This window comes from Streptomyces sp. NPDC050211, from assembly GCF_040656035.1.
Lineage (GTDB): Bacteria > Actinomycetota > Actinomycetes > Streptomycetales > Streptomycetaceae > Streptomyces.
On sequence record NZ_JBFALC010000091.1, the window covers coordinates 1 to 24,683 of the forward strand.

Below are 24,683 nucleotides of genomic sequence, written 5' to 3' on the forward strand. Positions count from 1 at the left end.
GGGCGGGGGGCGGGGGGCCCCCCCCCGCGCCCGGGGTCGACGGGGCGGAGCCCCTTCAGGATGGGACGGGTAGGGGCGGCGGGGGCGAGAACCCCGGACGGCCACCACGACCCCACCCGCACCTACCCCCCTGCGTCCACCTGGGCGACTTCACCGACGACGAGGCAGCCCAAGCCCGCACCCGCTACGCCATCCCCGAAGGCACCCTCACCACCCCCGACACCCACCACCCCCTCACCCTGCGCCTCTTCTCCGAAGTCCAGTCAGCCCTCCCTGAAGCTCCCACCCCCACCACCCCCCTCGACCGCAACGACGTCTTCACGGCCTACCTGGACCTGATGAGCCTCCGTATCGCCACCCGCCTGGCCACCGAAGCCGGCCTGGACGGCACAGCCGTACGCAGACTCGCCGCAAAGGTCTCCGGCCGGATCCACGAAGCCGCCCGCCACAGCCTCGGCACGGGCCAGGGCGAGCTGGACAGGGAGTCGTTCGAGGCCCTGTTCCCCCAGGGCTCCGGCTGGCCGTCCGCCGTCCTCACCGAGGGCCTCCTCGTCCCCGCCGGCACCGGCTACCGCTTCGCCCACGAGGAACTGGCCGACTGGATCCAGGGCATGCACCTCGACCTGGACGAAGCCCTGCACACCCTGATCAGGCACCCGCAGGACCCGCACCACCGCATCGGCCCGGTGGTGCAGTCCCTGCTCCACCTCGCCCGCCAGCAGGGCGCCCCCGAACTCGCCGCCCGCCTCCAGGAGTTGGTCGACGCCCTGGACACCGACCCGCACTCCTGGTGGCCCGCACGCCTCCTCACTGAGGTCCTGCCCCGGGTACCCGACGCGACGCCGTACACGGGTGTTCTCCGGCTGCTCGCCGACCGAGTCGTGGCGTGGCGCTGGCAACTCCCCACCGTTCCGGGCGACTTCGGCCCCGCCTTCTGGACCGCCCTCGCCCTGCCCGAGGTCACCCGCTTCGACCTCCTGCGCCGACTCGTCCTCGCCGACCCCGCCCCGGACGACACCGACGGCCCCCGATACCTCGACGCCGCCGCGCACCTGCTCGCCGCCGCCCCCACCGTCGTACAACCGCATCTCACCCGCTGGTTTGACGACGAGCGCCCGATTCCCGCCACCCCGCACGCGACCGTCGCGAAGGCGGCGCAGGCGCTGCTGCACACGCATCGGCGCCGGGCCCTGGACGATCTGATGGAGGTGCTCGTCGACTGTGCGCACCGCCGCGCCGAGGAACTGCTGGATGTGCTGGCGGAGGACGAGCCGTCGGCGGTGTGCCGGGCCGTCGACCGATGGGCGCACGACGAGCGGCCCGCGCGGCGGGCCGCGGCGGCGGTGTACGGGCTGCGGGCCGCGCCCCACGTACGTACGGAGGCCGACCGCGAGCTGCTCCGCTACGCCGCCCTCGCCCTGCTCGCCCACCCCGCCGACCGCACCCTGCGCGGCGGCGCGCTCGCTCTCCTCGTCCGGGATCCGCGCGCCCGGGCCCGCCATCTCCCGCTGGCGCTACGGCACTTCGCGTCCGGCGACCCGCAGTTCCCGCCCAGCGCGCTGGTGGGTGCCCTCGCGACCCACCCGGATCCGGTGCTGGACGCCTTCCGGGAGCGGCTGCGGCGGCCGGGCGGCGGGGAGGCGCTGCGTACGCTCGCCGATGTCACGACGCCGGCCTTGGCCCGTCGGGTCGCGGGCCTCGTACGGGAGGCGGTGCAGCGGCGTCCGGAGACGGCGGCGGACGTGGCGGCGTACGTCGACCGGCGGCTCGATCAGGGGCCAGTCGCCCGTTCCGTACTGTTCCCGCTGGTCACCGGTCTGCTGGACGGCGGCCCCGATCAGGTGCGGGCCGCGCTGGCCGCCGTACTGGCCGCTCGCGGCACCCCCGCCTCCCGCCCCCTGCGCCGCGAACTCCTCGACTTCCTCCTGGCCCACGAGCACACCCCGGCCGTCCTCGACGCCCTCCTGCACGCTGCCGCCCGGCACGGCGGGCCCGACCTCCGGGACCTGGTCCGCCACATCGGCCTCCTCCTCGTCCGCACCCCGGACGGCGCTGCCCGCTTCGACCGCGGTCTGGTCGACCTGGGCCGCCATGTGCCGGGCTTCGCCGCGCTGGTCGCGGGCTGGCTCACCGACGCGCCCGCGGAATGGGCGGCGGTCGTCGGCCCCAGCGCGCGGCGCATGATCGAGAACTTGGCGAGCGTCCGCGTCCCGGTGTGAGCGTGCGCCCTGTCACAGCCCAGATGCCGATGCGGGCCGGGTGGACGCGGCATGGCACCCTTAGACCTGCGTAGGGACAGGCACAGACACGGACACGGGTTCGACGAGTGTGCGAACAAGGAGCAGACACAGTGCAGCGCTGGCGTGGCTTGGAGGACATCCCCCAGGACTGGGGGCGCAGCGTCGTCACCATCGGGTCCTACGACGGAGTTCACCGCGGACACCAGCTGATCATCCGGCATGCCGTGGAGCGCGCCCGCGAGCTGGGCGTCCCCTCCGTGGTCGTCACCTTCGACCCGCACCCCAGCGAGGTCGTCCGCCCCGGCAGCCACCCCCCGCTGCTCGCCCCGCACCACCGCCGCGCCGATCTGATGGGCGAGCTGGGCGTGGACGCGGTGCTGATCCTCCCCTTCACGACCGAGTTCTCGAAGCTGTCGCCCGCCGACTTCGTCGTCAAGGTCCTGGTCGACAAACTGCACGCCAAGGCGGTCGTCGAGGGCCCCAACTTCCGTTTCGGCCACAAGGCCGCGGGCAACGTGGAGTTCCTCGCCGAGCAGGGCAAGGTCTACGACTTCGAGGTCGAGGTGATCGACCTGTACGTGTCCGGTGAGGCGGGCGGCGGCCAGCCGTTCTCGTCGACCCTGACCCGCCGACTGGTCGCCGAAGGGGATGTCGAGGGCGCCGCCGAGATCCTCGGCCGCCCGCACCGCGTCGAGGGCGTGGTCGTCCGCGGCGCCCAGCGCGGCCGCGAACTCGGCTTCCCCACGGCGAACGTCGAGACCCTCCCGCACACCGCCATCCCGGCCGACGGCGTCTACGCGGGCTGGCTGCACGCACAGGGCGAGGCCATGCCGGCCGCGATCTCCGTAGGAACCAATCCGCAGTTCGACGGCACCGAACGCACGGTGGAGGCGTACGCCATCGACCGGGTGGGGCTGGATCTGTACGGGCTGCATGTGGCCGTGGACTTCCTCGCCTATGTGCGCGGGCAGCGGAAGTTCGACTCGCTGGAGGCCCTGCTGGAGGCCATGGCGGGCGATGTGAAGCGCTGCCGTGACCTGATCGGGGCGGCGGAGGGTCCTGCCGTCTGAGCACGGTGGGCCTTGCCGTTTGAGCCCGGCGGGGCCTGTGCTCTGAGCCTGGCGGGCCTTGCCGTCTGATCCCGGCTGGACCTGCGCGAACGCCTGAGGGCCGGCACCTTTGTGGTGCCGGCCCTCCGGTGTCTTCTACTGCTGGGTCCAGCCCGGCGGTACGCCGCCCTGCTGCGGAGCCTGGGGCGGCGGCGCGGGCTGCTGTTGCTGTTGCTGCCATCCCTGGTCCGGTCCGGGCTGCTGCGGAGGCTGCTGCCACTCCTGGCCCGGCTGGGGGGCGCCGCCCTGCTGCGGATAGGGCTGCTGGGGGTGCTGCTGGGGCGGGTACCCCTGCTGGGGCTGCTGGTACTGCATGTGGGGGTTGCCGAAGCCCTGCTGGGTCCGCGCGATGTCCTCGGCGATGAGGGCGGCGAGGTCGAAGTAGGCCTCGCGGGTCTTCGGCCGCATCATGTCGAGGTCCACCTCGGCGCCCGCCGCGAGGTGCTCGTCGAACGGGATCACCACGACACCGCGGCAGCGGGTCTCGAAGTGCGCGACGATGTCCTCCACCTTGATCATCTTGCCCGTCTCGCGGACACCGGAGATCACGGTGACCGACCGCTGGACGAGATCGGCGAAGCCGTTCGCCGACAGCCAGTCCAGCGTCGTCGAGGCGCTGCTCGCACCGTCCACCGAGGGCGTGGAGATGATGATCAACTGGTCGGCGAGGTCCAGCACTCCGCGCATCGCGCTGTAGAGCAGACCGGTGCCCGAGTCCGTGAGGATGATCGGGTACTGGCGGCCCAGCACGTCGAGCGCGCTGCGGTAGTCCTGGTCGTTGAAGGTGGTGGAGACCGCCGGGTCCACGTCGTTGGCGATGATCTCGAGGCCGGACGGCGCCTGCGAGGTGAAGCGGCGGATGTCCATGTAGCTGTTCAGCTGCGGGATCGCCTGCACCAGGTCGCGGATGGTCGCGCCGGTCTCGCGCCGGACCCTTCGGCCGAGCGTGCCGGCGTCCGGGTTGGCGTCGATCGCCAGGATCTTGTCCTGCCGCTCGGTGGCGAGCGTGGCGCCCAGCGACATGGTCGTCGTGGTCTTGCCGACGCCGCCCTTGAGGCTGATCACCGCGATCCGGTAGCAGGACATCACCGGCGTACGGATCAGCCCCAGCTTCCGCTCCCGCTCCGCCGCCTCCTTCTTGGCGCCGAGCTTGAAGCGGGACGGGCCCTGGTTGTTCTTACGGGCCTTGGGCTGGTTGCGCAGGAGGCGGTCGGAGGACAGCTCGACGGCGGCGTTGTAGCCGAGGGGAGTGCCGGGGGCGGCTTGCTGCTGGGGGGCGCCGGGGCCGGCTTGGGGGCCGGGTGGGGCGGTCCAGCCCTGGTTGCCCGGGTTGGGGTGGGTGCCGTAGGGGGCGGCGGGTGGGGTGGGGTTCTGCTGGGGGGCTTGGGGGGCTTGGGGGGGTGTCTGCTGCGGGGCCTGCGCCTGGTCCGGGGCCGGGGGCTGTTGGTTCGGTGCGGGCTGCGGTGCGGGCTGCTGCTGGTAGGGCGAGGGCTGCTGCGGGGGCTGGGGGTGCTGCGGGTAGCCGTAGCCGGGCTGGGGCTGCGCCTGGGGAGGCTGGGCCGGGTTCTGGGGGTAGCCGTATCCGTCGGGCTGGGGTTGGCCGGGGTGGGCCGGCTGCTGGGGGTAGCCGTATCCGGGGGCCTGCGGGTGTCCCGGTTGCGGTTGCGGTTGCGGCTGCGGGGCGTGAGGCGGCTGGGGTGCCTGTCGTGGGTCGACCGGGGCCGGGTGTCCGCCCTGTGCCGGGTAGCCGGGCTGCTGGGCCGGGGCCGCGGCCGGCGGCTGGGCCGGGCCGAACGCGCCCTGGGGCGGGGCCTGGTGCGGCGGCTGTTGCGGGGGCTGGGCGGCGTTCTGGGGGTAGCCGTAACCGGCGGGCTGGTGTGCCTGCTGCTGCGGTACGCCCTGCCCTGCCTGCTGCGGAACTCCCTGGGCCTGGGCAGGCTGTGCGGGCACGTAGCCCGGCGGCAGCGGCGGAATCGCCTGGCCGACCGGGGGCGCGGGGGCCGGCATGGCGGGGTCCCCTTGCGGCTGCTGACCCTGAGGGGCGGGCGGGGCCTCGGGAGCGGGGGGCTGAGCCTCGGCTTCCGGTCCGGATTCCGCCGTAGCTGACGCCGCGTCGGCGTCCGTATGCGCGGGGGAGCCCGCATCGGACTGGGCGACCGCGGTCCCCTGGCCGTCCGTACCGTCCGTTTCGGCTGAACCGTCGGGCTCGGGTGCCGGCCCTGCGGAGCCGTCCGCCTCGGCCTCGTCGCCGCGCTCCTCTCCCGGCTCCTCGTCGTCGGAGGTCTCGCCGAACAGCCGCGCGGCCTCGGCGTCGGCGGCGGCGTGGTTGAGGTCGGGCACCGGCTCACTGGAGGCGGGCTCGTCGGGGGCGCTCGCCGCGGGGGCGGCGGCCTGGGACGGGCCGCCCTGGGACGGGCCGCCCTGGGAGTCCTCGTCGACCGGACGCAGCACCGGGAAACCGGGCGCTGCGGGAGGCGGGGTCGACGGCTGCTGCTGAGCTGGTACGTGACCGCCCGAGGTGTCCTGGCGCTGCTGGGGCACGCTCGCTGACGCCTGCTGGGGGTAGCCGTATCCGCCGGGAACCGCGGTGTCTCCGGCCGCGGGGGCGGCGGCGCCCGGCTGCTGCTGCGGAGGCTGTTGCGGTTGCGGCTGGGCGGGCTGTGGCTGGCTGGACTGCGGTGGGGCGGGCTGCTGCGGCTGGGCGGGCTGAGGTTGGCCGGGCTGCGGCTGGGCGGGCTGAGGTTGGCCGGGCTGCGGCTGGGCCGGCTGCGGATACCCGTAGCCGTCGGTGCCACCCGTGCCGGCCTGGTTCGCGCCGGGCGCGTCCGACGTGGGCTGCTGCGGTGCGGGTGCGCGATAGGTGTACGGCTGCTGGGGCTGGGCCGGCGCGGGAGCGTTCGGTGGGGGAGCCTGCCGTGCGGGAACGCCGGGTGGTCCGGAGGACGGTACGGCGGGTGATCCGGTCGGCGGCGGAGGCTGCGGTGAGCCCTGGCCGGGGTTGCTCGGTTCGTCGTTCGCGGAGCCACTCTGCGGCTTCGGGGCGTACCAGGCGGGAGGCGTGTAGACGATTTCGAACTCACCGGTGAGTTCGGTCTCCTGCTCGTCCCCGTCAGAGGACGGGCCGCCGCCGTTGTAGTCGGACCGATCCCTGTTCACTGCTTGCCTCCTGGTCAGCCACTGCTGCTGAGTTGGTCGTCGCGGCCGGGCGGACCGAGTGGCGAACCCCACGCGGCTGCGATCGTCACCGCATCACCAGAAGCCTAATCACTCGCATCGCGCTAGGGAAAAGCGCCCACGGGCACGGCCGGTTCGCACCCCATGCCCGGAAACGAAGACGCGTTCAGTCCATGCGACGGGCCACACCGAGCAGGCCCGTCTCCGCGTCCGTGGGTTCGGTCATCACGAAGGTGCGGTGCTTGCGCGTGCACCATAGGGCGACGCTGTCATGAAGGTTCGACAGATACTGCAACGGCTCGTCCGGGATGCCCAGAGTGTCCCGTACGATCTCGGTCTCCTCGGGCGAAATGCGCTGAATGCCGACCAGTTGGGCCTGGGCCAGCCAACGCGGCGCGTGCTCGCTGACGAAGGGCAGCACCGTCACCACGGCCTGCCACGGCAGCGCGGTCACCCGGCCGCGCGGCGGACGGATGCCACAGTCCCGGATCAGGACGACGGGGCTGGAAACAGACGGGCCCTGAGCGGGCACCCGTCCCACCGGATAAACCGTCACGCACTGCTGGCCGCCACCCGCCGACTGGGCCAGCTGCTGCCACGCCTGCGGCCGACCCGTCTCCACACCCACGCGCGCGCCCGTCGCGGCGATCCGCAACGCCAGCACCTGGGCCAGCCAGAGGCCGCCCACGAGCACGACGTCGAAGGGGGTCGGACGCGACAGACCGAGCACGGCGGGCTGTGACGCCCGGTCGGTGCCGATGATCACGCCGTCGTCGCCGATCGGCATGCTGATCGCCGGAAGCTCGTCGACGGTGACGACATGGCGGTTCCGGCGCGGCCCACGCAGCCCGAACCCCGGGCTGAAGACGCGTCGTTGCTGCCGCGGCTCCGGCTGCCGGACGATCGGGATCATGCCGGTGTCGGAGGGTGAGGCGACGTGTGCGGGGGTGGCCCGGCCTGGCTGGCCTGGGGGCATGGTCGGTGCGGGGTGGGACATCAGTACGTACCTCCGAGCGGCAGAGTGGCGAGGGCACCGGGGACCTGCTCCCGGTCGAGGCGGACCAGACCGACCTTCGCGGTACTCGCGGTCCGCTCCAACTCCCGTCCCACCTGGCCCAGTTCGCTGTCACCACGGGCGGTGACACGGATATGCCCCGCGAGGGAGACACCCCGGCTGCCGGCCTTGCTCAGGGTCACGCTGAACGTCGTCGCGAGCACCGGGAGAGAGGTGAACCGCGTCACCAGTTCCGGCAGCGCCACACCCCCGCTGCCCAACTGCGGCCAGCGGGACACCCAATACGTCGTGTGCCACCGGTCGTCGACCCGCCACGTCCGTACCGATTCGACCGTACGGCGCTGGGTCCGCCCGTCCTGGCCGTGCTGCGCGTTGGCGCGCGGGTTGAGGCAGCTGGACGTCGCCAGCGCCTGCACCAGCTCGTTCTCGTCCAGGATGGTCGCCTTGAACCCGGCCCCGGCCAGTCGGCTGGTCAACTGGTCCGCCACCCGCAGCAGGGCGCGCTGCGCCCCGGGAACACCGTCGCCGCGCGCCTGCACCGCCTCCGGGCACAGCTCCGGGTCCAGCTTGAGGGCGACCCAGGTGAGCCGGAGCGCGGGCGAACCGGTCTGCGCCTGCAGTGGGCCGTACGACCGCGCGGCGATCGACTGCTCGGGCAGATGCGGTGCGGGCGCGGGCTGGGTGTGCTGGACCACCTGGGCGGAGGCGAGCCGGATCCCGTCGACCTCCAGCGCCTCCTGGATCAGCTTCAGCGGCAGCTCCCGCCCGGCGCCCCCGGGACGCAGCGGCTGGTCCGCCGGCTGCACGAAGAGCACCGCGGTCAGGAAGGTGCCGTCACCGATCAGACCGATCGAACGGTCGTCACGGGACAGGAACTCATGGGTCCGCAGCGCCGGATCGCACTCCACGACCGGAGCCAGCATCGCGTCCGTACCCGGTGGCACGGGCAGCTTGGCCTCGCGCTGACGGCGCCTCAGCGCGCGCGCCGTGTCGTACCACTCGGCCAGCGGCCGACGGCCCCGGCGCAGGACCGCGAGAAGCAGCAGCAGCGCCGCCACGGCACCCGCGGGGGCCAGCAGCCAGGACACGTCGGTGACCCAGGCGACGAGCATGACGGCCGCCGCGAGTTCCACCAGGATCAGCTGCTGCAGCCGTACCGGGCCCATACCGCCGGGAGTGGGCAAGGTGCGCGGCGACGCGGCGGCGGGGGCCGGAGTCGACGTACGTCCACGGTCCGGACCGTCGGGTTGCTGCTGTGCGCGGCGTCCGCGCCGAGTGCTCGTAGCGCTGGTCATCCCCCGGGACATCCCTTTCGCGAAGTCGTGGCCGTTCGGCGGGCGTCCATCGGCCCACATCGTCCATACGAGTGGCTCACGGTACCCGCTGCCGGGCACAGACGGCACAGCGGCGCAGGGGACACCGACCCCGGGTGGCCAGCCTCGCACGGACCGGGCCGGCATGGTGGAGCGCTGTCGTGAAGCTCTGTGAAGATGATCTGTGAAGATGCGGAGACGGCCGTACCCTGATGGACCGCCGCACCGCGGCGCAGTGCATAGTGGATGCCTGCTCGGCCGGAGCGGCGGCCTCGCGTTCCACGGTCAGGCCTCACGATTCGCGGTCAGGCACGATCGGGCACGGTCGAGCACCATCGGGGACCAGAATTCGGGAGACACGGGGACCATGGCAAAGCAGCGTCGGGATGAGCTCGCCGCCTACACGTTCGCTCGCAAGCGCACCGTCGCGGCGTTTCTGGCGCCGTCCCCGGGAGGCTCCGAAGAAGGCGCACCGCGTCCGGTTCGTACGGTGATGCCCAGCCTGGCCGTGGGCATCGTGCTGGTGATCGGGTTCATCGCCTGGGGCGTGATCAAGCCCAGCGCGCCCAAGGGCTGGGACACTCCCGGCGAGTACATCATCGTCGACAGCGACTCCACGACGCGCTACGTCGTCCTCAACGACGAGACGTCGACCGGCAAGAAGACCAAGACGCTGCACCCCGTCCTCAACTACGCCTCCGCCAAGCTCCTCCTGGACAAGGGCAAGGGCAGCGTCATCGAGGTCCCCGGCAAGGAGATCGACAAGAGCGGCATCCCGCACGGCGCGACCCTCGGCATTCCGTACGCCCCCGACCGGCTGCCCCCCAAGGAGGACGCGGAGAAGGCGAAGACCTGGGCGGTGTGCGAGCGCCCGGCCTCCGGCTCCGGCACGGACGACGCCATCGACCGTGCCGTCTTCGTCCTCGACGCCGACGACGCGAAGTCGCTGGGCGGTGCGGGCAAGGTCGACCCGCGCGAGGCCCTGTACGTCACGGACCCCAAGACCGACCAGGAATACCTGGTCGACGGCAAGGGCAACCGCTTCCTGCTGGGCGGCCCGTCGGGCCTCGACGAGACCACCATGGAGCAGCTGCGCGCCGCGGTCATCGGCACCACGTCCGAGGCTCAGCCGGTGAGCCAGGAGTGGCTGCGCACCCTCAACGAGGGCGGGGTCATCACCTTCCCGACGGTTCCGTCCGCCGGCGAGACGACCGCGGTCCAGGGACTCCCCGCCGAGGTGAGCACCGTGGGCCAGGTAGTCAAGGCACAAGAGGCGCAGGGCCCCCAGTTCTACGTCGTCCTCCAGGACGAGATCGCCCGCATCACGCCGTTCGTCGCCGCGCTGCTCCAGGTGAAGGACGGGGTCGACCCCATCGAGGTCGACACCCGCGACATCATCGAGGCCAACGGCGGCCCCGCGGACAAGTTCTACGCGGACAAGGGCTGGCCCGAGACCGTTCCGCGCCAGGCCAACCCCGCGGCCACCGCGACCGGCGAGGCCCGTAACACCTCGTGCAGCGTCTACGACGGCACCATCGGCGCGGACAGCAAGCCGCAGCTCGCCGCCTGGGCCGGAACGGCGTACCCCAAGAAGGTCGTCGCCGAGTCGCTGAGCGCCTACGTCTCCTCCGGTTCGGGCCTCCTCTTCCAGGAGGTCACCGGTGCGGCGGGCGGCGGCGGTGCGACGTATCTGCTGACGGACACGGGCCTGCGGTACTCGCTGCCGACGAACAACGACAGCGAGGCGGCGGAGGCGGAGGGAGGCGGCAGCGGTTCGGACTCGTCGTCCGGGGGTGAGTCGGGCGACGCGAGCGAGACGGCGAAGGCGCGCACCAGGCTGGGCTACGAGGATGTCTCCAACCCGGCGTTCGTACCGCAAACTTGGGCGACATTCATCCCCAAGGGCCCCACTCTGGACACGGGCAGCGCGGCGCAGCCGCAGAGCCAGTGACGTGCTGAGGGACGTACTCACTGACGTACCAACGGGCTTGCGGGCGAGGGGACTTGACAGCTACGGTCCCCCCGCGCATCGCGCGTGTGTGTGAATGCTGTAACTGAAACACCTTGCCTGTGGGTATGAGACAGGCGGAGGATAGAGTGCTTCCAGCGTTCACGAACGGAACGCAACTCCGGGACTGGTAAGGGTTTCCCGGATCAACGACGACATGGGGGAAGGTTCAACATGGCCGGCCAGTTCCGGGTAACAGAGGACGAACTGACCAAGCTCTCCGGTGACATCACCACGGTGAACGGTCAGCTGCAGGGCGAGGTCCGCCGTCTCAACGGAGTGATCGACCAGATCGCCGGCGGCTGGCAGGGCCAGGCGGCTCAGTCGTATCGCCAGCTGCAGGAGCGCTGGAACGCGGACGCGAAGAGGATGAACGACATCCTCAACGACATCAAGGAAGCCGTGGACTCCACGCGGAGCAACTACACCGCGTCGGAAGAGCAGCAGAACTCCGAGATCAGCAAGATCATGTCGGACTTCGGCTGATCGAGCCGTAGGGCAGCCGCCGCCCGCTTCGGCGCGGCTCTGCCCATCTCTACAGCTTCTCTGCATCCCACCGATTTCCTCAGACTCTTCCTGAGTCGGACTCTTCCTGAAAGGGAATGACGATGTCGATCCTCGTCAATTACGCAACCATCACCAACGCTTCCACGGACGTGAAGACGACCGCCGGACGCATCAAGCAGCAGCTCGACGACCTCGAGGCCGCGGTCAAGCGCGTCGCCAACACCTGGGAAGGCGAGGCGCAGGAGGGCTACCAGCGCAAGCAGCGCGAGTGGGACCGCACCGCCGCCGACCTGCACGCGACCCTGCTGAAGATCTCCACGGCCCTGCAGAGCGCGGCCGACAACTACCAGGCCACCGAGAAGAGCAACGCCAACACCTGGGGCTGAGCCCGTCGGAGGCCCGAGGGGTGTGCGTGAATGCGGAGGATCGGCCCAGCAGACGCGAAGGCGTCGGCTGGGCCGCCCCTTTCTGGGGGGCCGCACACAACACATCCCGCGAATCTTCACATCCGAGGACGGGCTGTTAACGCGCGTGCTTCAGCGTCGAAGTTTCGCAGTGCCTTCGCGTGTCTTCGCAGTCGTCGAAGTCAACGAAGCGGGCGCGGTGGACGTAGTTAGACGTAGCAGCGGACGTAGTTAGACGTAGTAATCGAGTGACCGACGTAGCAGTCGAAGCAAGCCGGCAAGCGAGCAGCCAACAAGTGAGCATGCAGGTACGCAAGGAAGCCCTGGGAGCCTGGACATGAGGGGCCTGGACGTGGAGGGCCTGACAGCCCGTTCGCGCAGCGGCAAGAGTGGAACCCGCGCACTGCAGCGGGCCTTTGGCGTGCTCGCGACGATGGGAATCTGCCTGGCATCCGCTCCACCGGCACTGGCGTCCGACAACTCGGGCAACTCGGGGAATCCGGACTTCGGCCTGTCGGCCAGCTCGGAGTGCGTCTTCGGCGGCGACGTCATCAAGTCCACGCCATGGTCACTCCAACGTGTCCTCCTGGACCAACTCCGCGAACAGGCGACGGGCAAGGGCGTCACGGTGGCGGTGATCGACACCGGCGTCGACGACTCGAACCCCCAACTCCGCGGAGCGGTGGGAGGCGGCAAGTCCTACGTAGGCGGCTCCGCCACCGACGACCTGGAAGGCCACGGCACCCGTGTCGCGGGCATCATCGCCGCGCGCCCGCTGAAGGGCACGGGCTTCGTGGGCATCGCACCGGAAGCCAAGATCCTGTCCTACCGCTATACCGGCGGGGAGGAGAAGGAGGGCAACTCGGGCACCATGGCATCCGCCATCAACGCCGCGGTCGCCGCAGGCGCCGACATCATCAACATCTCCTCCGACACCGCGGACAAGTCCGACAACCTGATCCTGGGGACCGCCGTGGCGAACGCGGTGCGCAAGGGTGCGCTGATCGTTGCCGCCGCCGGCAACGACGGAGCGGACGGCAAGTCGGCGAACACATATCCGGCTTCCTACGACGGCGTCCTCGCGGTAGCAGCCTCCGACCGCAACGACGAACGCGCCTTCTTCTCCCAGGCCGGCGACTTCGTCGACATCGCCGCCCCGGGCGTAGGCATGGTCTCCACCGTCCCGCAGGGCGGGCAGTGCACCGCGGACGGCACCAGCTTTGCGGCGCCGTATGTCGCGGGTGTGGCTGCTTTGCTGAAACAGAAGCACCCGGACTGGAAGGCGTCCCAGATCGCGACCCGGCTCAAGGAGACGGCTCAGCGGCCGGGGCGGGGGCCTAACCGGTTCATCGGGTGGGGCGTTGTGGATCCGGTCGCTGCGTTGTCGGACGATTCGACGCCAGCGACTTCTCCGAAGCCGGATCCGGTGGTGGCGGCGCGTGGGGGCGGGGTCGTTCCCATGGCGGTGACCATGGGGGAGACCGAGGCTGAGCGGGATCGTCGTATCGCCATGTATGTCTTGGGCGTTGGGGCGGCTCTTGCGTTGGTGGTTGCGGGGGGTGGGGTGGCTGTGCGGGACTGGCAGGCGCGGCGGGGTGGTCGGGCTGGTGGGTAGTAGTGGTAGTGCGGGTTGGGCGATGGCTTGGGCACCGAGTGGGTGCGCTGACAACTTGAAGAACAGGGGAGAGGACAACGGGGTATGAGTAACGGGATGCGGGTCGATCTGAGCGCGCTGGATGAGGTCATCCGGAAGCTCTGGACGTTGCTGGACGATATGGACAAGGCGGGGCAGACGTCGCGGTACAACACGGAAATCACCATGGACGCGTTCGGGAGCAACTGCATGTTCCTAGAGGCGGGTGATCTCTTCAGCGCCCACAAAGAGGCGAAGAATGATCTTGAGGGTGCGATCAAGGGGTTGCACGGCCTGATCGACAAGTTCGGCAAGAGCACATCTAAAGTGAAAGACAAGTACACCGAGCAGGAATACGCGAACAAGCAGCAAATGGGCGGTGGCTCCGGGGCGCCGCAGGGCAAGTGGGACTAGCCGTTCCGGATCGAGAAGCACCTGACAAGGGGAGGAGTTCAAGTGGCCGGTGACAACGAGCTGCCTAAGCCCGTGATCGAGAATGACACATGCGTAGCGGACCCGGGGCGGCCTCAAACCAAGACTCAATTCATCGATTACTCGCTGAAAGAGCTCAAGCAGATGCTTGAGGGAACCAATCCGGGCCAGATCGAGGAGACGGGTCGGCACTGGGCGAAGGTCGATGAAATCCTTGCCGGTGGGCAAGGAGGGGGCATTGCTGGCTTGCTGGACAAGTCGATCGACAATGTCCTTGAGCACTGGGAAGGGGAAGCGGCTCAAGCCTTCGAGAAGGAGGCACGCAAGATCGCGCAGAGCATCCGAAATGCGGCTTGGCATGCGGATCTCAACAGCTCTCAGATGGCCGACGCTGCCTCGCAGCTTCGGAGGTTCAAGGCGCAGCTGGACCAAATCGAGGAGCCCAGTGGCTGGGCGAAGATCGGTGACGCTCTCAGTGACTGGAAATGGGACAACGGCGAAGCAGTAGCCAGCGATCTCCAGGACCGTAAGCTGACCGCTGCGGAAGTAGCGGAAATCAACGAGGGCAAGATCGGTGCGAGCCGGGAAGCCCAGCTCAATGGCGTTGCCGTCATGGAGAACCTGGGCGCTCAGTACATGCGCATCACGCGAAACTTGAAGAACAACCGTGCGCACCAGGACGACAAGGGCCATATCACGGAGCCCAACCGTGATGTGGAGTACCCACCGCCTGTCACGCCTGGTGGCGTTGGTGCGTCCCGACCGGGCGCCTCGGGATCAGGAAGTAAGCCGTGGAGTGCAGGTCCGACCACGAGCGTCAAGCCAGCCCCCAACGTGCCCCGTGACCAAGGCATCACCGGAGGAGCGCAACTCCCGACCACCAAGACGAAGGTGGACAGCATCTCCCCGGGTCTGACCGGGCCTGGTCCCGGCACTGGCACCGGGGGCCCCGGCGTCGGCGGGGGCGGGATTGGGACCGGCGGCGCTCAGGGCCCGGGGATCGTGGCTCCTGGCGGAGGGACCGGCGTCGGACGGGGCACGGCCGGACGCGGCGGCATCGGTGTTCCGGGCGGCGGTCGCGCAGCTGGTACTGGCGCGGGGGCAGGCCGCGGTGCAGGAGGCCGAACCGGTATGGGCGGCATGGGCGGCGCGGGAGCAGGCGCAGCTGGCCGCGGCGGTGCGGGCGCTGGCGGACGTGGAGCCCTCGCGAAGTCCCGTGGGGGTGTGGTCGGAGCGGCCAAGGGCATCACCGGCAAGGGCGCAGGTGGCGGTGCGGGCCTGCACGGCAGCCGCGGCGGAACCCAGCGTGGAGCCGGTGCAATGGCTGGCGGCATGGGTGGTCGCAACGGTCGACGACCCAACGACGAGAACAGCCAGGGCGAGCGTCCCGATTACCTGGTTGAGGACGAAGAGACCTGGATCTCGGAAGAAGACCGCAACCGAAACGTACCGCGGACCATCGAGTAGACGAGTCGGCGAGCCGCACGGAACGGAGCGTGCGGCTCGCCTGCATGAAAGGCTGGCGAGCCAGTCGTATTTGAGTGAGGAGCAGGGCGTTGGATTTCAAGCGAGTCTGGTCCACGACGGGCGTCGTGGCGTTGACGGGAGCCTTGCTCCTCACCTCGGCCCCGACGGCCTCAGCAGACTATGTCAGGGACCAACAGTGGGTCTTGGACGTATTCTCGATGCAGGACACCTGGGCCGAGACCCAAGGCGAAGGCGTGACTGTAGCCGTTGTCGATTCTGGCGTGGATGGCAGTCACCCTGATCTAACTGGCCAGGTGCTCGACGGGAAAGACTTCACTGGCGGAGGGAACGCCCAAGAGGACGTCTTCGGGCATGGGACTGCTATGGCAAGCGTTATCGCTGCGCACGGCCATGGAGCGGGAAACGAATCCGGCATGATCGGACTTGCGCCCAAGGCGAAGATCTTGCCGCTTCGCACTTATCAGAAGGAAACCGACAGGAATCCGGATGACGTGTGGAGTGCTGCTGTTCGATACGCGGTTGACCAGGGTGCAGGGGTCATCAATTTGTCTTTTGGTGCTGACGGCGGCAAGACTTCTAGTGAAGGTCGCGAAGCGATTGCCTACGCGCAAGCCCACGATGTTGTAGTCGTGGCAGCCGCAGGAAACACTGGGGCTGTTGCTGTTGAGGAGCCAGCAGCACTTCCCGGCGTCATTTCTGTCGGTGCTATCGATAAAAACGCAAATCGATGGGTCGGCTCCAATAGCGGCAAGGGGTTGACTCTCATGGCCCCCGGTGTCCAGGTTCTATCTGCAGACCCCGAGTCATCGCAGGGATACAGTCTCTCTGACGGAACTTCAGACGCAACTGCCTTCGTATCCGCCACTGCTGCCTTGGTTCGCTCAAAGTTCCCTGACCTCACAGCAGGCCAAGTCATCAACCGCCTCATCAAGTCGGCCTCGTTCCTCGGCCACAAGGGACTGAAGGCACCCGACGAGGAGTACGGCTACGGGATTATCCGCCCCCGCCAGGCAGTCACAATGGACATCCCCGCCGGCTCCAAGAAGAACCCCTTGGGCCAGCTTCAGTCGTCCTCCGTGTCCAGCCAGTCATCCAAGGGAACGGACTCTTCGGCCCGCGGCAAAAAGAAGAAGTCCTCCTCTAGCAACCTTGTCCTCATCGGCGGCATCGGGGCGGTCGTGGTCATCGGCGCGATCGCCTTCGTGCTGATCCGTAGCCGCCGGAACAGTGGCAACGGCGGCCCCGGCTCCGGCGGCGGAACCCCCGTTCACGGCACGGGCTACCCGCCCCAGCCCCCGGCGGGCCATGAGCCGTACCCCAGCGCAGCTCCCAACCAGGGGTACCCCACTGCTCCGGGCCAGTCCCCGCAGCACCCCAATCCCTACGCCCAACAACCCCCGCACCAAGGTCAGTAGGGGTGACCCGCCATCCAGCAGCGGCGGATCTTGTGTGGGCATCGTCATCTTCGTACTCCGGGCTGACCCTGTTGGGCTTGGGCACTGCCTTGGCCGGGTTGCAACTCGAATGTGGCGGCCCCTCGAGTAAGCAAACCAGCGAGCCGCACGGAGTAACCGTGTGGCTCGTCTGCATGGAGACCGGCGGAGCCTGTCGTAGTTGAGCGAGGAGCAAAGAAGTGCGTTTCAAGCGAGTTTGGTCTACGGCGGGAGTCGTGGCGCTGACAGGAGTTGTGCTCCTCGCTACGGCCCCAACCGCATCGGCGGACTACGTCAGAGATCAACAATGGGCCTTGAACGCGTTCGCAGTAGAAGACGTTTGGGCTGAATCCCAAGGACAGGGAATTACTGTTGCTGTCGTCGATTCCGGCGTCGACGCCAGTCACCCTGATCTAACTGGCCAGGTTCTTGATGGGAAAGACTTTACTGGTGGAGGCGACGCGCAGAAGGATGCGCTCGGGCACGGGACGAGTATGGCGAGCCTGATCGCTGGACACGGCCATGGTGCGGGTAAATCATCGGGCATGATGGGCCTAGCGCCGAAGGCCAAGATCCTGCCACTGCGCACCCTCCAGACCGAGGATGACCCAAATCACGATGAGACCTGGGCCGCGGCGGTTCGTTATGCAGTGGACCAGGGTGTGAAGGTCATCAATCTCTCTTTCGGTAATGATGGTGGCAAGACTCTGAGTGACGGTCGTGCAGCAATCGCGTATGCGCAAGCTCACGATGTCGTTGTCGTTGCGGGCGCAGGTAATGCCGGATCCATTGCTATCGACGAGCCAGCAGCGCTGCCCGGCGTTGTTTCTGTCGGTGCTGTAGATAAGAACGCCAACCGCTGGGAGGGCTCCAACACCGGAAAAGGGCTTGTCCTCATGGCTCCCGGTGCCGAGATTCTCGCCGCGGACACGACTCGGTCGCAGCAATACAGTTTGTCAAATGGCACATCTGGTGCCACCGCCTATGTATCCGCTGCCGCCGCCTTGGTCCGCTCAAAGTTCCCTGACCTCTCCGCGGGACAGGTCATCAACCGCCTGATCAAGTCGGCCAATTTCGCGCATCACGACGAATTGAGAGCACCCGACGAAGAATACGGCTACGGAGTTGTCCGACCTTATTCGGCGCTCACGATGGATATCCCCGCTGGCCCCAAGAAGAACCCCCTTGGGCGGCTCCAGTTGCCCAACTCCACTTCTGGCGAAGCATCCCAGGGAACGGACACCTCGACCCAGGCTGGGAAGAAGAAGTCCTCCCCCGGTACCGTCCTCGTCCTCGCAGGCGGTATTGCAGCCGTTGTGATAGTCGCCGCGATCGTCCTTGTGGTGATCCGTAGCCGCCGCAATGGAGGTAACGGTGGCCCGGGCTCCGGCGGTGGAACCACCGCTTATGGCACGAGCTACCCGCCCCAGCCTCCGACGGGCTATGGGCCGTATCCCAACGCATCTCCCAACCAGGGATACCCCATTGCTCCAGGCCAGACCCCGCAGTACCCCAACCCCTACGCCCAACAACCCCCGCACCAAGGGCAGCGGTAGGAGTAACTCCCCGGGGATTTCCGAGCACCCCGGCGATCGGGCAGCAGAGCGAACAAGTCCGAGTAACAGAAGGGATCTTCGTCAATGGGCGCCATCGTCCTTGTCGTCGGCATCATCGGCGTAGGAGCCGTATTCGCCGCAGTCATCGTCTTCGCAGTAACACGCAGCCGCCGATCATCCGGCAACGGCAGCCCCGCCGGAACTTACCCGCAGAACATGGGTTACCCGCCTCAGCAGCCGATGTACCCGCCCGCACAACAGCCGTACCCCTCCACAGCCCCCAACCAGGGGTACCCCACTCCTCCGGGGCAGACCCCGCAGCACCCCAACCCCTACCCCCAACAGCCCCCGTACCAAGGCCAGTAGCAGAGTTAGGCCTCATTCAGCAGCGGGCGGGCGGGGTGCATCCCTTACGTGAAGTGATGCACCCCGAGGTCCGACCTGCGCGCGATGACCTCGCTTGCTCAGGCCGCAGTATGTGCACCAACAGAACCAGGACAGTGAAGTGGCTGACGATGGAACCTCGTATTACGAACCCGGGGCGGGAAGGGACTTGGCCCGAAAGTTCGAGATGCAGGCATACGACCTGAGGGCGTACCTCAAGAAGTTCGAGGAGGAGACAGGAGCAGAAGCGATCACTGATGGCTTCGGCGTCCTGACGGAATCGGAGGAGGTCACGTCCGCTTACATCTCTTACTCCACGGACGTTGCCAGCGCCATGAAGGTCGTGCAGGAGCACTTGGACAAGATCGCTGACGCCTTGCGAAAGGTGAACAGGGACACCGAAGTCACTGACGACGACCTCGCGGTTCTCTTCGGGAAGCATTCGGACGGTGACCGGTGAGCGGGAACGAGTCCGTAGCCGAAGAGATCATCGAACTCGGCATTGAGGTCATCAATCCCGGCGGTCGTCCGGATGAGTTGAAAGCCGCGGCCAAGGCCTGGCGGCAGCTGAAGTCTGAGGTTGAAGGCCTGGTCAAGGAGCTGGACAAGGACGTCAAGGCCACAGTCGGACACACTTGGCGTGGTGAGGCAGCCAATGCCTTCCTTGTTCATTGGGACGAGTTTGCGGCTGCTGTGCTGAGCGCGACGGACGATTTCGACGAAGCCGCCAAGGGTCTTGAAGAGGCTGCCAAGTGTATCGACGAGGTTAATGAGGAGATTCACGACATTTACTTGGAGATCGGCATCTCCATTGGCGTCTCGGTGGGCATGTCGTTCCTCACCCTGGGTGTCTCGGCGGCGGCCGGCACAGCGCGAGTCACCATGCTGGTCACAAGGGCTCTCGATGCCGCGGGTCGACTGGGGAGGCTCCTACGAACGATCGCCAACATTTTCCGGACCCTGTACAACTCGGGAAAGGGAGGGAAGCTCCTCGCTGAGGGGATGCTGAACTGGGCTGGCGGCACCGCTGGCGGCATGGTTACCAGCCAACTCAGTGGCAAGGGCTGGGAAGTCGGGACCAACATGGTCGGTGGATTCGCGGGCGCGACCGTGGGCACGGCTGCGGGCAAGGCCGCCACCAAACTGGGCGGTGGGGACATCGTTAGCGGGATAGCTGGCGGTGCGGCTGGAGGGATGTCAGGAGACTACCTGGACTCCGTGCGCAAGGGGGAGGACTTCGACATCCGGCAGGGCATTGTCACGGGTATTGCCGGAGGCGCAGCTGGTGGACTCGGTGGTGGGGCAAGGGCGGTGGACAGGGGCCTTGACGATATGGCTCAAGGCCTGAGAAACGAGAATGACTTCGCCTACAGCGGGGATCGACCGGAGCACCAGCAGTCCGGAATCGACGCTGCCTTCGGAGCCTCCACTCCGATCGCGGGGGGCGTTTCCGCGAACACTGCGAAAGACGGATTCGACGGTGTGGACAAGAGCGCCGAAGCGGGGCAAAAGGCGGCTGAGCGGGGCGCCGAGGGTGACCACAGGACAGCAACTGACCGGATCCGCGAGGACTTTGGGTGAACCGCGAAGGGACCGTTCTTGTGAACCTCAAGTCCGCTGAGAGAGTCGGTCGTTGGTCCGCCGGGCTCGGCTTCGTGTCTGGCATCGTCGTTTTCACGTTTTGGTTCTTCAGCTCCGAGCCGGCCCTGCGACGCGAGACGATCCTTGGCGCCCTTGTTTGTGCCGTGCTCGGTGTTGTCGCGATCGCTCTTTACCAGGGAAGAATCGGTGGCCGACAGCCATTCAGCGTGGTGGCAGCAGCCGAGTTCACTGGAACCGGGGCAGATACAGAGCGAAGCTGGCCGGACTCCGGGGCGGTCCCCTTGCCTCGGCGTATCCCCTCGAGGCGGCGACAGCTGTGGCGTTCCTTCGCTCGCCCTGTCGGCGTCTGGAGCCTTCTTGTGGGGCTGGTTGCCATGGCATGGGGATCACCACAGAGGCCTGCCTTGGTGGAGCAGATTCATTCAGCCGGTGCAGTGTTCGCGAAGGTTCAAGTCGACGAAGTCAGGGACGTTCGATTCCACAACCCGAGTAGGGGCAAGTCGTACTACATGGCGACGACTGTTGTTCAGCTCCCGGCCCTGAAAGGTGGGCAACTAGTACCGGCGACCGTGACTGCGAAGTCCCCTGAACGACTGAGATCCGGGGATCGGGTATCAGTGCTCTATGCCCCAACACAACCGCGACTGGGGGCTGTGGCAGGAGACAAAAGCGATCTGGAAGACGAACTGCGCGGCGCTGCTTTGCCAGCTCGCTTGGTCTGGCTTCTCCTTGCCGGATGGGGGATCGGGCTCTTCGTAATCGTGGCGTTGGTTTACACGGAGCGAGGTTTTCGCACCCTTTCTCGCTTGCGGAACAAGGATAATGCCATTCGAGGGCGGGTGTCTCATGCTGCACAATTCCGAGATGCCTCAAGGGAATCGGGAAAGAGCGCTGCACCGTCGCGAAGTCTGAGTGTCGAGACGGCCGCCGGTCACGTGCACCTTCTCGTGGACCTCACGGAACAGGATCTGCCTCATTCGGTACAAGGGGAGCAGGCCTGGCTGTGCTGGGACGGGCGTCGCGGTGCGGGCGGCAGACGTTTCTCTCCTCGTGCGACTCCTGCTGCTCTGATTTCTGATCACGGCTGGGTGATGCATGGAATGCTCACCGTCAGCGAAGGACAGATGTTGGCGGGCGGCAGTGCTCCGGTTCACAAACTGATTGATGCAGCGGGCGATGGGCGACTGCTCCGGCTGTGGGATCCGCATTCCAAGTGGCCACTTTTCGTGAGTCGGTCAACTTTGTTCATCTTGGTGCTGATCATTGTTGGTGCAGCGCTGATGACATTCGACGTCGCATCCGGATGGCGCTGGGCAGTAGGAATTGCTGGGCCTGTTGCTGCAGCATTGTTGGCCGGTTCCTTTTTGATGGATGCGAAGCCCGTTGCGGGAAACGACACTAGATAGTCGTTGCGCGGATGAATGCAAACCGATCTGGTCTATTGATGGCGGCGCGGCCCCGAAGACTCTGGCGGCCTCTCGCGCTGGCTACGCGATTCAGTGGTTGTAGCGCTCGCGGTGTTGAAGGCCAGGGCTATACTCACTCACTAGAGACGTGTACGCGTCAAATCTTGATAACTTTCGCTCCATACGGAACATAAGGAAACATGGGGGATATGGCGTGTCAACCGGGACGGAAATTAAGGATCCGGTAGCACTCAATCGTGCGGGCGCTGGCGCCCGCGAGATCGCGGGGCAGACGCGAACCGCCGGAGCTCATCCGGTGGACGAGACGCGCTCGGCATCCCGGGACTTCGGCGCCGGCAACTGGGACGGCGGGCTGGGCGGGGCGCTTACCAACCTGGCGGAAACCTGGTCAGCTCAGGTCTCCGCACTCGCGGCTGACTGCGACAGCCTCGCCAGCCAGTGCGGCGGTACGGGATTGCTGTATCAGCGCACCGAAGCCGCGAACACGCAGACCATGAACTCTCTGGCAAGTGACTTCGGCTGAACCAGGCCCTCCACCCACCGCCACAGCGCCAGCCTGACGAAACTCACGACTCCACGGGGGACTTGCCGATCCCATGCCGACGTACGAGCAGCTGTATCACCTCAACCTCAGCAACCTCAAAGCGGCTGCTGACCGTTGGGAGGAGACCGTCACCAAGTTCAAGGGGCTGCACACCGCGTTCGGCGACCAGGTCGCCCGCCCCTTCCGGCAGGCCGACTGGACCCAGCCGGTCCTGACGGCAGCCAAAGCAGACAACGACGTACGCGCCGCTCACCAAGAGTTCGAGGACGCCCACAAGGAGGCGAAGGGCATCGCCGGTGTCCTCACGACGCTGCACGCCGAGCTGAGGAAGGCGAAGGACGACCTCCATCACCTCGCCGACATCGAGGCCAAGCAGCAGGATCTCAACGTCAGCGCCACTGGTGTCGTCACCCCGCGCAACGACCTCTCCCAGGACGTCGGCGCCCGCCACGACCCCGACGGCCAGGCCCTCATCCGCGAACAACACGAGGCATGCGACGCCTTCGCCCGCCGTATCGAGCGCGTCCTCCAGCGCGCCGCCGATGCGGACGACACCGCCTGCTGGGCCCTGCGCCGCGATCTCGGCGGGAACAAGACCGACTTCAACTCCAAGGTCGTCACCTCCCTCGACGACGCCGACGCCACCCACGCGGCCGAGCTGCTGAAGAAGGGCGACAAACTCACCGACACCGAGCTCTCCCAGCTCAACCATCTGATGAAGGCCAACCAGAACGACCCGGTTTTCGCCTCCCGCTTCTATCAGCAGGTCGGTCAGGAAGGCGCTCTGCAGATGTATGGTCAGCTCGCCCTGCAGACCACCGACGCCAGCGACAAACGCAAGGCCCTGCTCCGGGAGATGCAGCGCGGCATGGGCAACACCCTGGCTACCGCCACCGACCCGGACAATAAACCTCACCTGTCCGGGCAATGGAGCGCCGATCTGCGGAAACTCGGAACCCAGCACATCCAGCTCTACGACGACAGCATGCGAGAGGGCCCCTACGGCTATCAGCTCCTGGGCGGCATCCTTCGCTACGGCAACTACGACTCCGCGTTCCTGACGCCTGTTGCCGAGCACGTCACCCAACTCCATGCCGAGGACCCGTACCTCTTCGCCAACACCAAATACGACATCGGCGACCCCCAGTACGGCTTCAATCCCTCCGGCAAGAACGGCGCCGGCTTCGACCCCATGAACAGCGTCCTCGAAGCCCTCGGCCACAGCCCCGAAGCCGCTACCGACTACTTCACCCCACCAATGGAGGCGTACGCCAAGGACGGCGCCCACACGGGCACCCTCTCCCAGATTGGCGACGCCGACAGCTACCTGGACTTCCTCGTCAACGAGGACTACGAATCCTTCCCCGACATAACCGGCCACGACCCTGATGCCGCCCAAAAGTCCGCGAACGACTTTCCGGACGCCCTCGGCCACGCTCTGGAAGCAGCGACCAATGGCCGACCTTGGGACGGCGACCCCAACGCCGACTCCGTCCCCCACACGGATGACCAGGCCAACCTGGCCCGCCAGATCGTGGACAAGTTCGGCGGAGAGGGAGGCCCTGAACTCCTCAACGGCAAAGACGGCGCCCCCTACGAGGCCGCACGCGACAGTCTCGGCAACATAGCCGCCGAATACATGGGCGACGTCCAACGAGCTGTCTCTGCGCATGACGATCTGCCCGTGTCCGGCGTATCGGCTGGGTTGCAGCCATCTACCACGGAACCCTTCCTCGCCGCCGTCGGCCAGGACCCGGATGCCTATGCTGCCATCACAGGATCGCAACAGGCCTACACAAGCGGCATGGTCGACAATGTGATCAACGGTGACTCGAACTCCACCGTGAATGACTCTGAACGCGTCAAGCAGGCCGTAGCGCCGGGTTCTATCGTGGCGGGCATCATGAGTGAGGCCCGCGCGGATGCGGTTTTCGATACCCACCGGGCCAGCGACGCGGAGTTCAACGAGTCGGCCGAGACCGCCAACAAGTGGGTAGGCCGTGGCCTTGGCTTGGCAACCGGAGCCATCAAGGTGCCGGTTGTTGGAGACGTCGCAGGTTGGGCCATCGAAGACATCCAGAGCAGTGTCATGGACAGCATTCAGCGGGACACCACCACTGAGGCGCGGTACAAGGCAGGACTCGAGTACACCGAAGGCCGGACAAGCACCCAGGATGCGGCAGCAGCAGCCGTCGACCGAGCCACAGCGAACAGCCAGTTGAATCCGGACACGATCGATGATCTCCGGAAGGCGGCTATTACCCAGGCAGGGCTGAGCCACTCTGAAGGATCTCAGTGGGAGGATTCGCGGCATGGCTGAGTGCCGAAGGAGCTCGCCAACGGCCCTTGGCGTGTTGGCGGTCGTCGCTGCCGCACTTGTGGCGTCCTGCAGCGCGGGTGAAGAGACCCGGGAG

The 24,683-nt window shown here is 67.4% G+C and carries 17 protein-coding genes and 1 pseudogene; 15 read left to right on the plus strand and 3 right to left on the minus strand.

The features are described from left to right. Together AB0I98_RS45005 and AB0I98_RS45010 are read left to right on the plus strand one after the other, a co-directional pair. A pseudogene (locus tag AB0I98_RS45005) lies at nt 1-2,219 on the plus strand (serine protease); the annotation flags it as partial. A 131-nt stretch (nt 2,220-2,350) separates the two neighbouring features. Next, entirely contained in the window at nt 2,351-3,310 is a 960-nt protein-coding gene (locus AB0I98_RS45010) for a bifunctional riboflavin kinase/FAD synthetase (protein WP_362951874.1), read from the plus strand. A 135-nt stretch (nt 3,311-3,445) separates the two neighbouring features. Here AB0I98_RS45010 and AB0I98_RS45015 read toward each other — a convergent pair whose 3' ends face one another. The 3 genes from AB0I98_RS45015 to eccE all read right to left on the minus strand — a co-directional run bounded on the left by AB0I98_RS45015 (nt 3,446) and on the right by eccE (nt 8,833). Next, complete coding sequence (locus tag AB0I98_RS45015) at nt 3,446-6,505, minus strand: SCO5717 family growth-regulating ATPase (protein ID WP_362951875.1); 3,060 nt, start codon at nt 6,503-6,505, stop codon at nt 3,446-3,448. A gap of 184 nt (nt 6,506-6,689) precedes the next feature. Further along, a complete protein-coding gene (locus AB0I98_RS45020) occupies nt 6,690-7,520 on the minus strand; it encodes a hypothetical protein (RefSeq protein ID WP_362951876.1) in 831 nt (276 codons plus the stop codon). Further along, nucleotides 7,520-8,833, minus strand: coding sequence for a type VII secretion protein EccE (gene eccE, locus AB0I98_RS45025; RefSeq protein WP_362951877.1), 1,314 nt, complete (start codon nt 8,831-8,833; stop codon nt 7,520-7,522). The genes AB0I98_RS45020 and eccE overlap by 1 nt, the downstream gene beginning before the upstream one ends. A gap of 385 nt (nt 8,834-9,218) precedes the next feature. Here eccE and eccB point away from each other — a divergent pair, with 385 nt between their 5' ends. The 13 genes from eccB (at nt 9,219) to AB0I98_RS45090 (ending at nt 24,589) form a co-directional block, all read left to right on the plus strand. Then, nucleotides 9,219-10,802, plus strand: coding sequence for a type VII secretion protein EccB (gene eccB, locus AB0I98_RS45030; protein WP_362951878.1), 1,584 nt, complete (start codon nt 9,219-9,221; stop codon nt 10,800-10,802). A 231-nt stretch (nt 10,803-11,033) separates the two neighbouring features. Further along, complete coding sequence (locus AB0I98_RS45035) at nt 11,034-11,345, plus strand: WXG100 family type VII secretion target (protein WP_301984659.1); 312 nt, start codon at nt 11,034-11,036, stop codon at nt 11,343-11,345. A 116-nt stretch (nt 11,346-11,461) separates the two neighbouring features. Next, a complete protein-coding gene (locus AB0I98_RS45040) occupies nt 11,462-11,752 on the plus strand; it encodes a WXG100 family type VII secretion target (protein WP_301984660.1) in 291 nt (96 codons plus the stop codon). 355 nt (nt 11,753-12,107) lie between these two features. Next, entirely contained in the window at nt 12,108-13,385 is a 1,278-nt protein-coding gene (gene mycP / locus AB0I98_RS45045) for a type VII secretion-associated serine protease mycosin (protein WP_362951879.1), read from the plus strand. An 84-nt stretch (nt 13,386-13,469) separates the two neighbouring features. Beyond that, nucleotides 13,470-13,817: a hypothetical protein gene (locus AB0I98_RS45050; RefSeq protein ID WP_362951880.1), complete on the plus strand. Its 348-nt coding sequence runs from the start codon at nt 13,470-13,472 to the stop codon at nt 13,815-13,817. A 42-nt stretch (nt 13,818-13,859) separates the two neighbouring features. Then, entirely contained in the window at nt 13,860-15,302 is a 1,443-nt protein-coding gene (locus AB0I98_RS45055; RefSeq protein ID WP_362951881.1) for a hypothetical protein, read from the plus strand. A 203-nt stretch (nt 15,303-15,505) separates the two neighbouring features. Continuing rightward, nucleotides 15,506-16,738 carry a type VII secretion-associated serine protease mycosin gene (gene mycP / locus AB0I98_RS45060; RefSeq protein ID WP_362951882.1) on the plus strand — a complete coding sequence of 411 codons (1,233 nt, stop codon included), beginning with the start codon at nt 15,506-15,508 and terminating at the stop codon, nt 16,736-16,738. A 332-nt stretch (nt 16,739-17,070) separates the two neighbouring features. Beyond that, the gene (mycP, locus tag AB0I98_RS45065; RefSeq protein WP_362951883.1) at nt 17,071-18,312 is read left to right on the plus strand and encodes a type VII secretion-associated serine protease mycosin; all 1,242 of its coding nucleotides are present in this window, start codon (nt 17,071-17,073) and stop codon (nt 18,310-18,312) included. A gap of 505 nt (nt 18,313-18,817) precedes the next feature. Beyond that, on the plus strand, nt 18,818-19,156 hold the full coding sequence (locus AB0I98_RS45070) for a hypothetical protein (protein WP_362951884.1): 339 nt from the start codon (nt 18,818-18,820) through the stop codon (nt 19,154-19,156). Beyond that, on the plus strand, nt 19,153-20,277 hold the full coding sequence (locus AB0I98_RS45075; RefSeq protein WP_362951885.1) for a WXG100 family type VII secretion target: 1,125 nt from the start codon (nt 19,153-19,155) through the stop codon (nt 20,275-20,277). Before AB0I98_RS45070 ends, AB0I98_RS45075 begins: the two co-directional genes overlap by 4 nt. Before the next feature lie 674 nt (nt 20,278-20,951). Further along, nucleotides 20,952-21,704: a hypothetical protein gene (locus AB0I98_RS45080; protein WP_362951886.1), complete on the plus strand. Its 753-nt coding sequence runs from the start codon at nt 20,952-20,954 to the stop codon at nt 21,702-21,704. A 316-nt stretch (nt 21,705-22,020) separates the two neighbouring features. Beyond that, a complete protein-coding gene (locus AB0I98_RS45085; protein WP_362951887.1) occupies nt 22,021-22,248 on the plus strand; it encodes a hypothetical protein in 228 nt (75 codons plus the stop codon). A 73-nt stretch (nt 22,249-22,321) separates the two neighbouring features. Next, nucleotides 22,322-24,589, plus strand: a complete 2,268-nt coding sequence (locus tag AB0I98_RS45090) for a DUF6571 family protein (RefSeq protein WP_362951888.1) — start codon at nt 22,322-22,324, stop codon at nt 24,587-24,589. Nucleotides 24,590-24,683 lie beyond the last annotated feature (94 nt).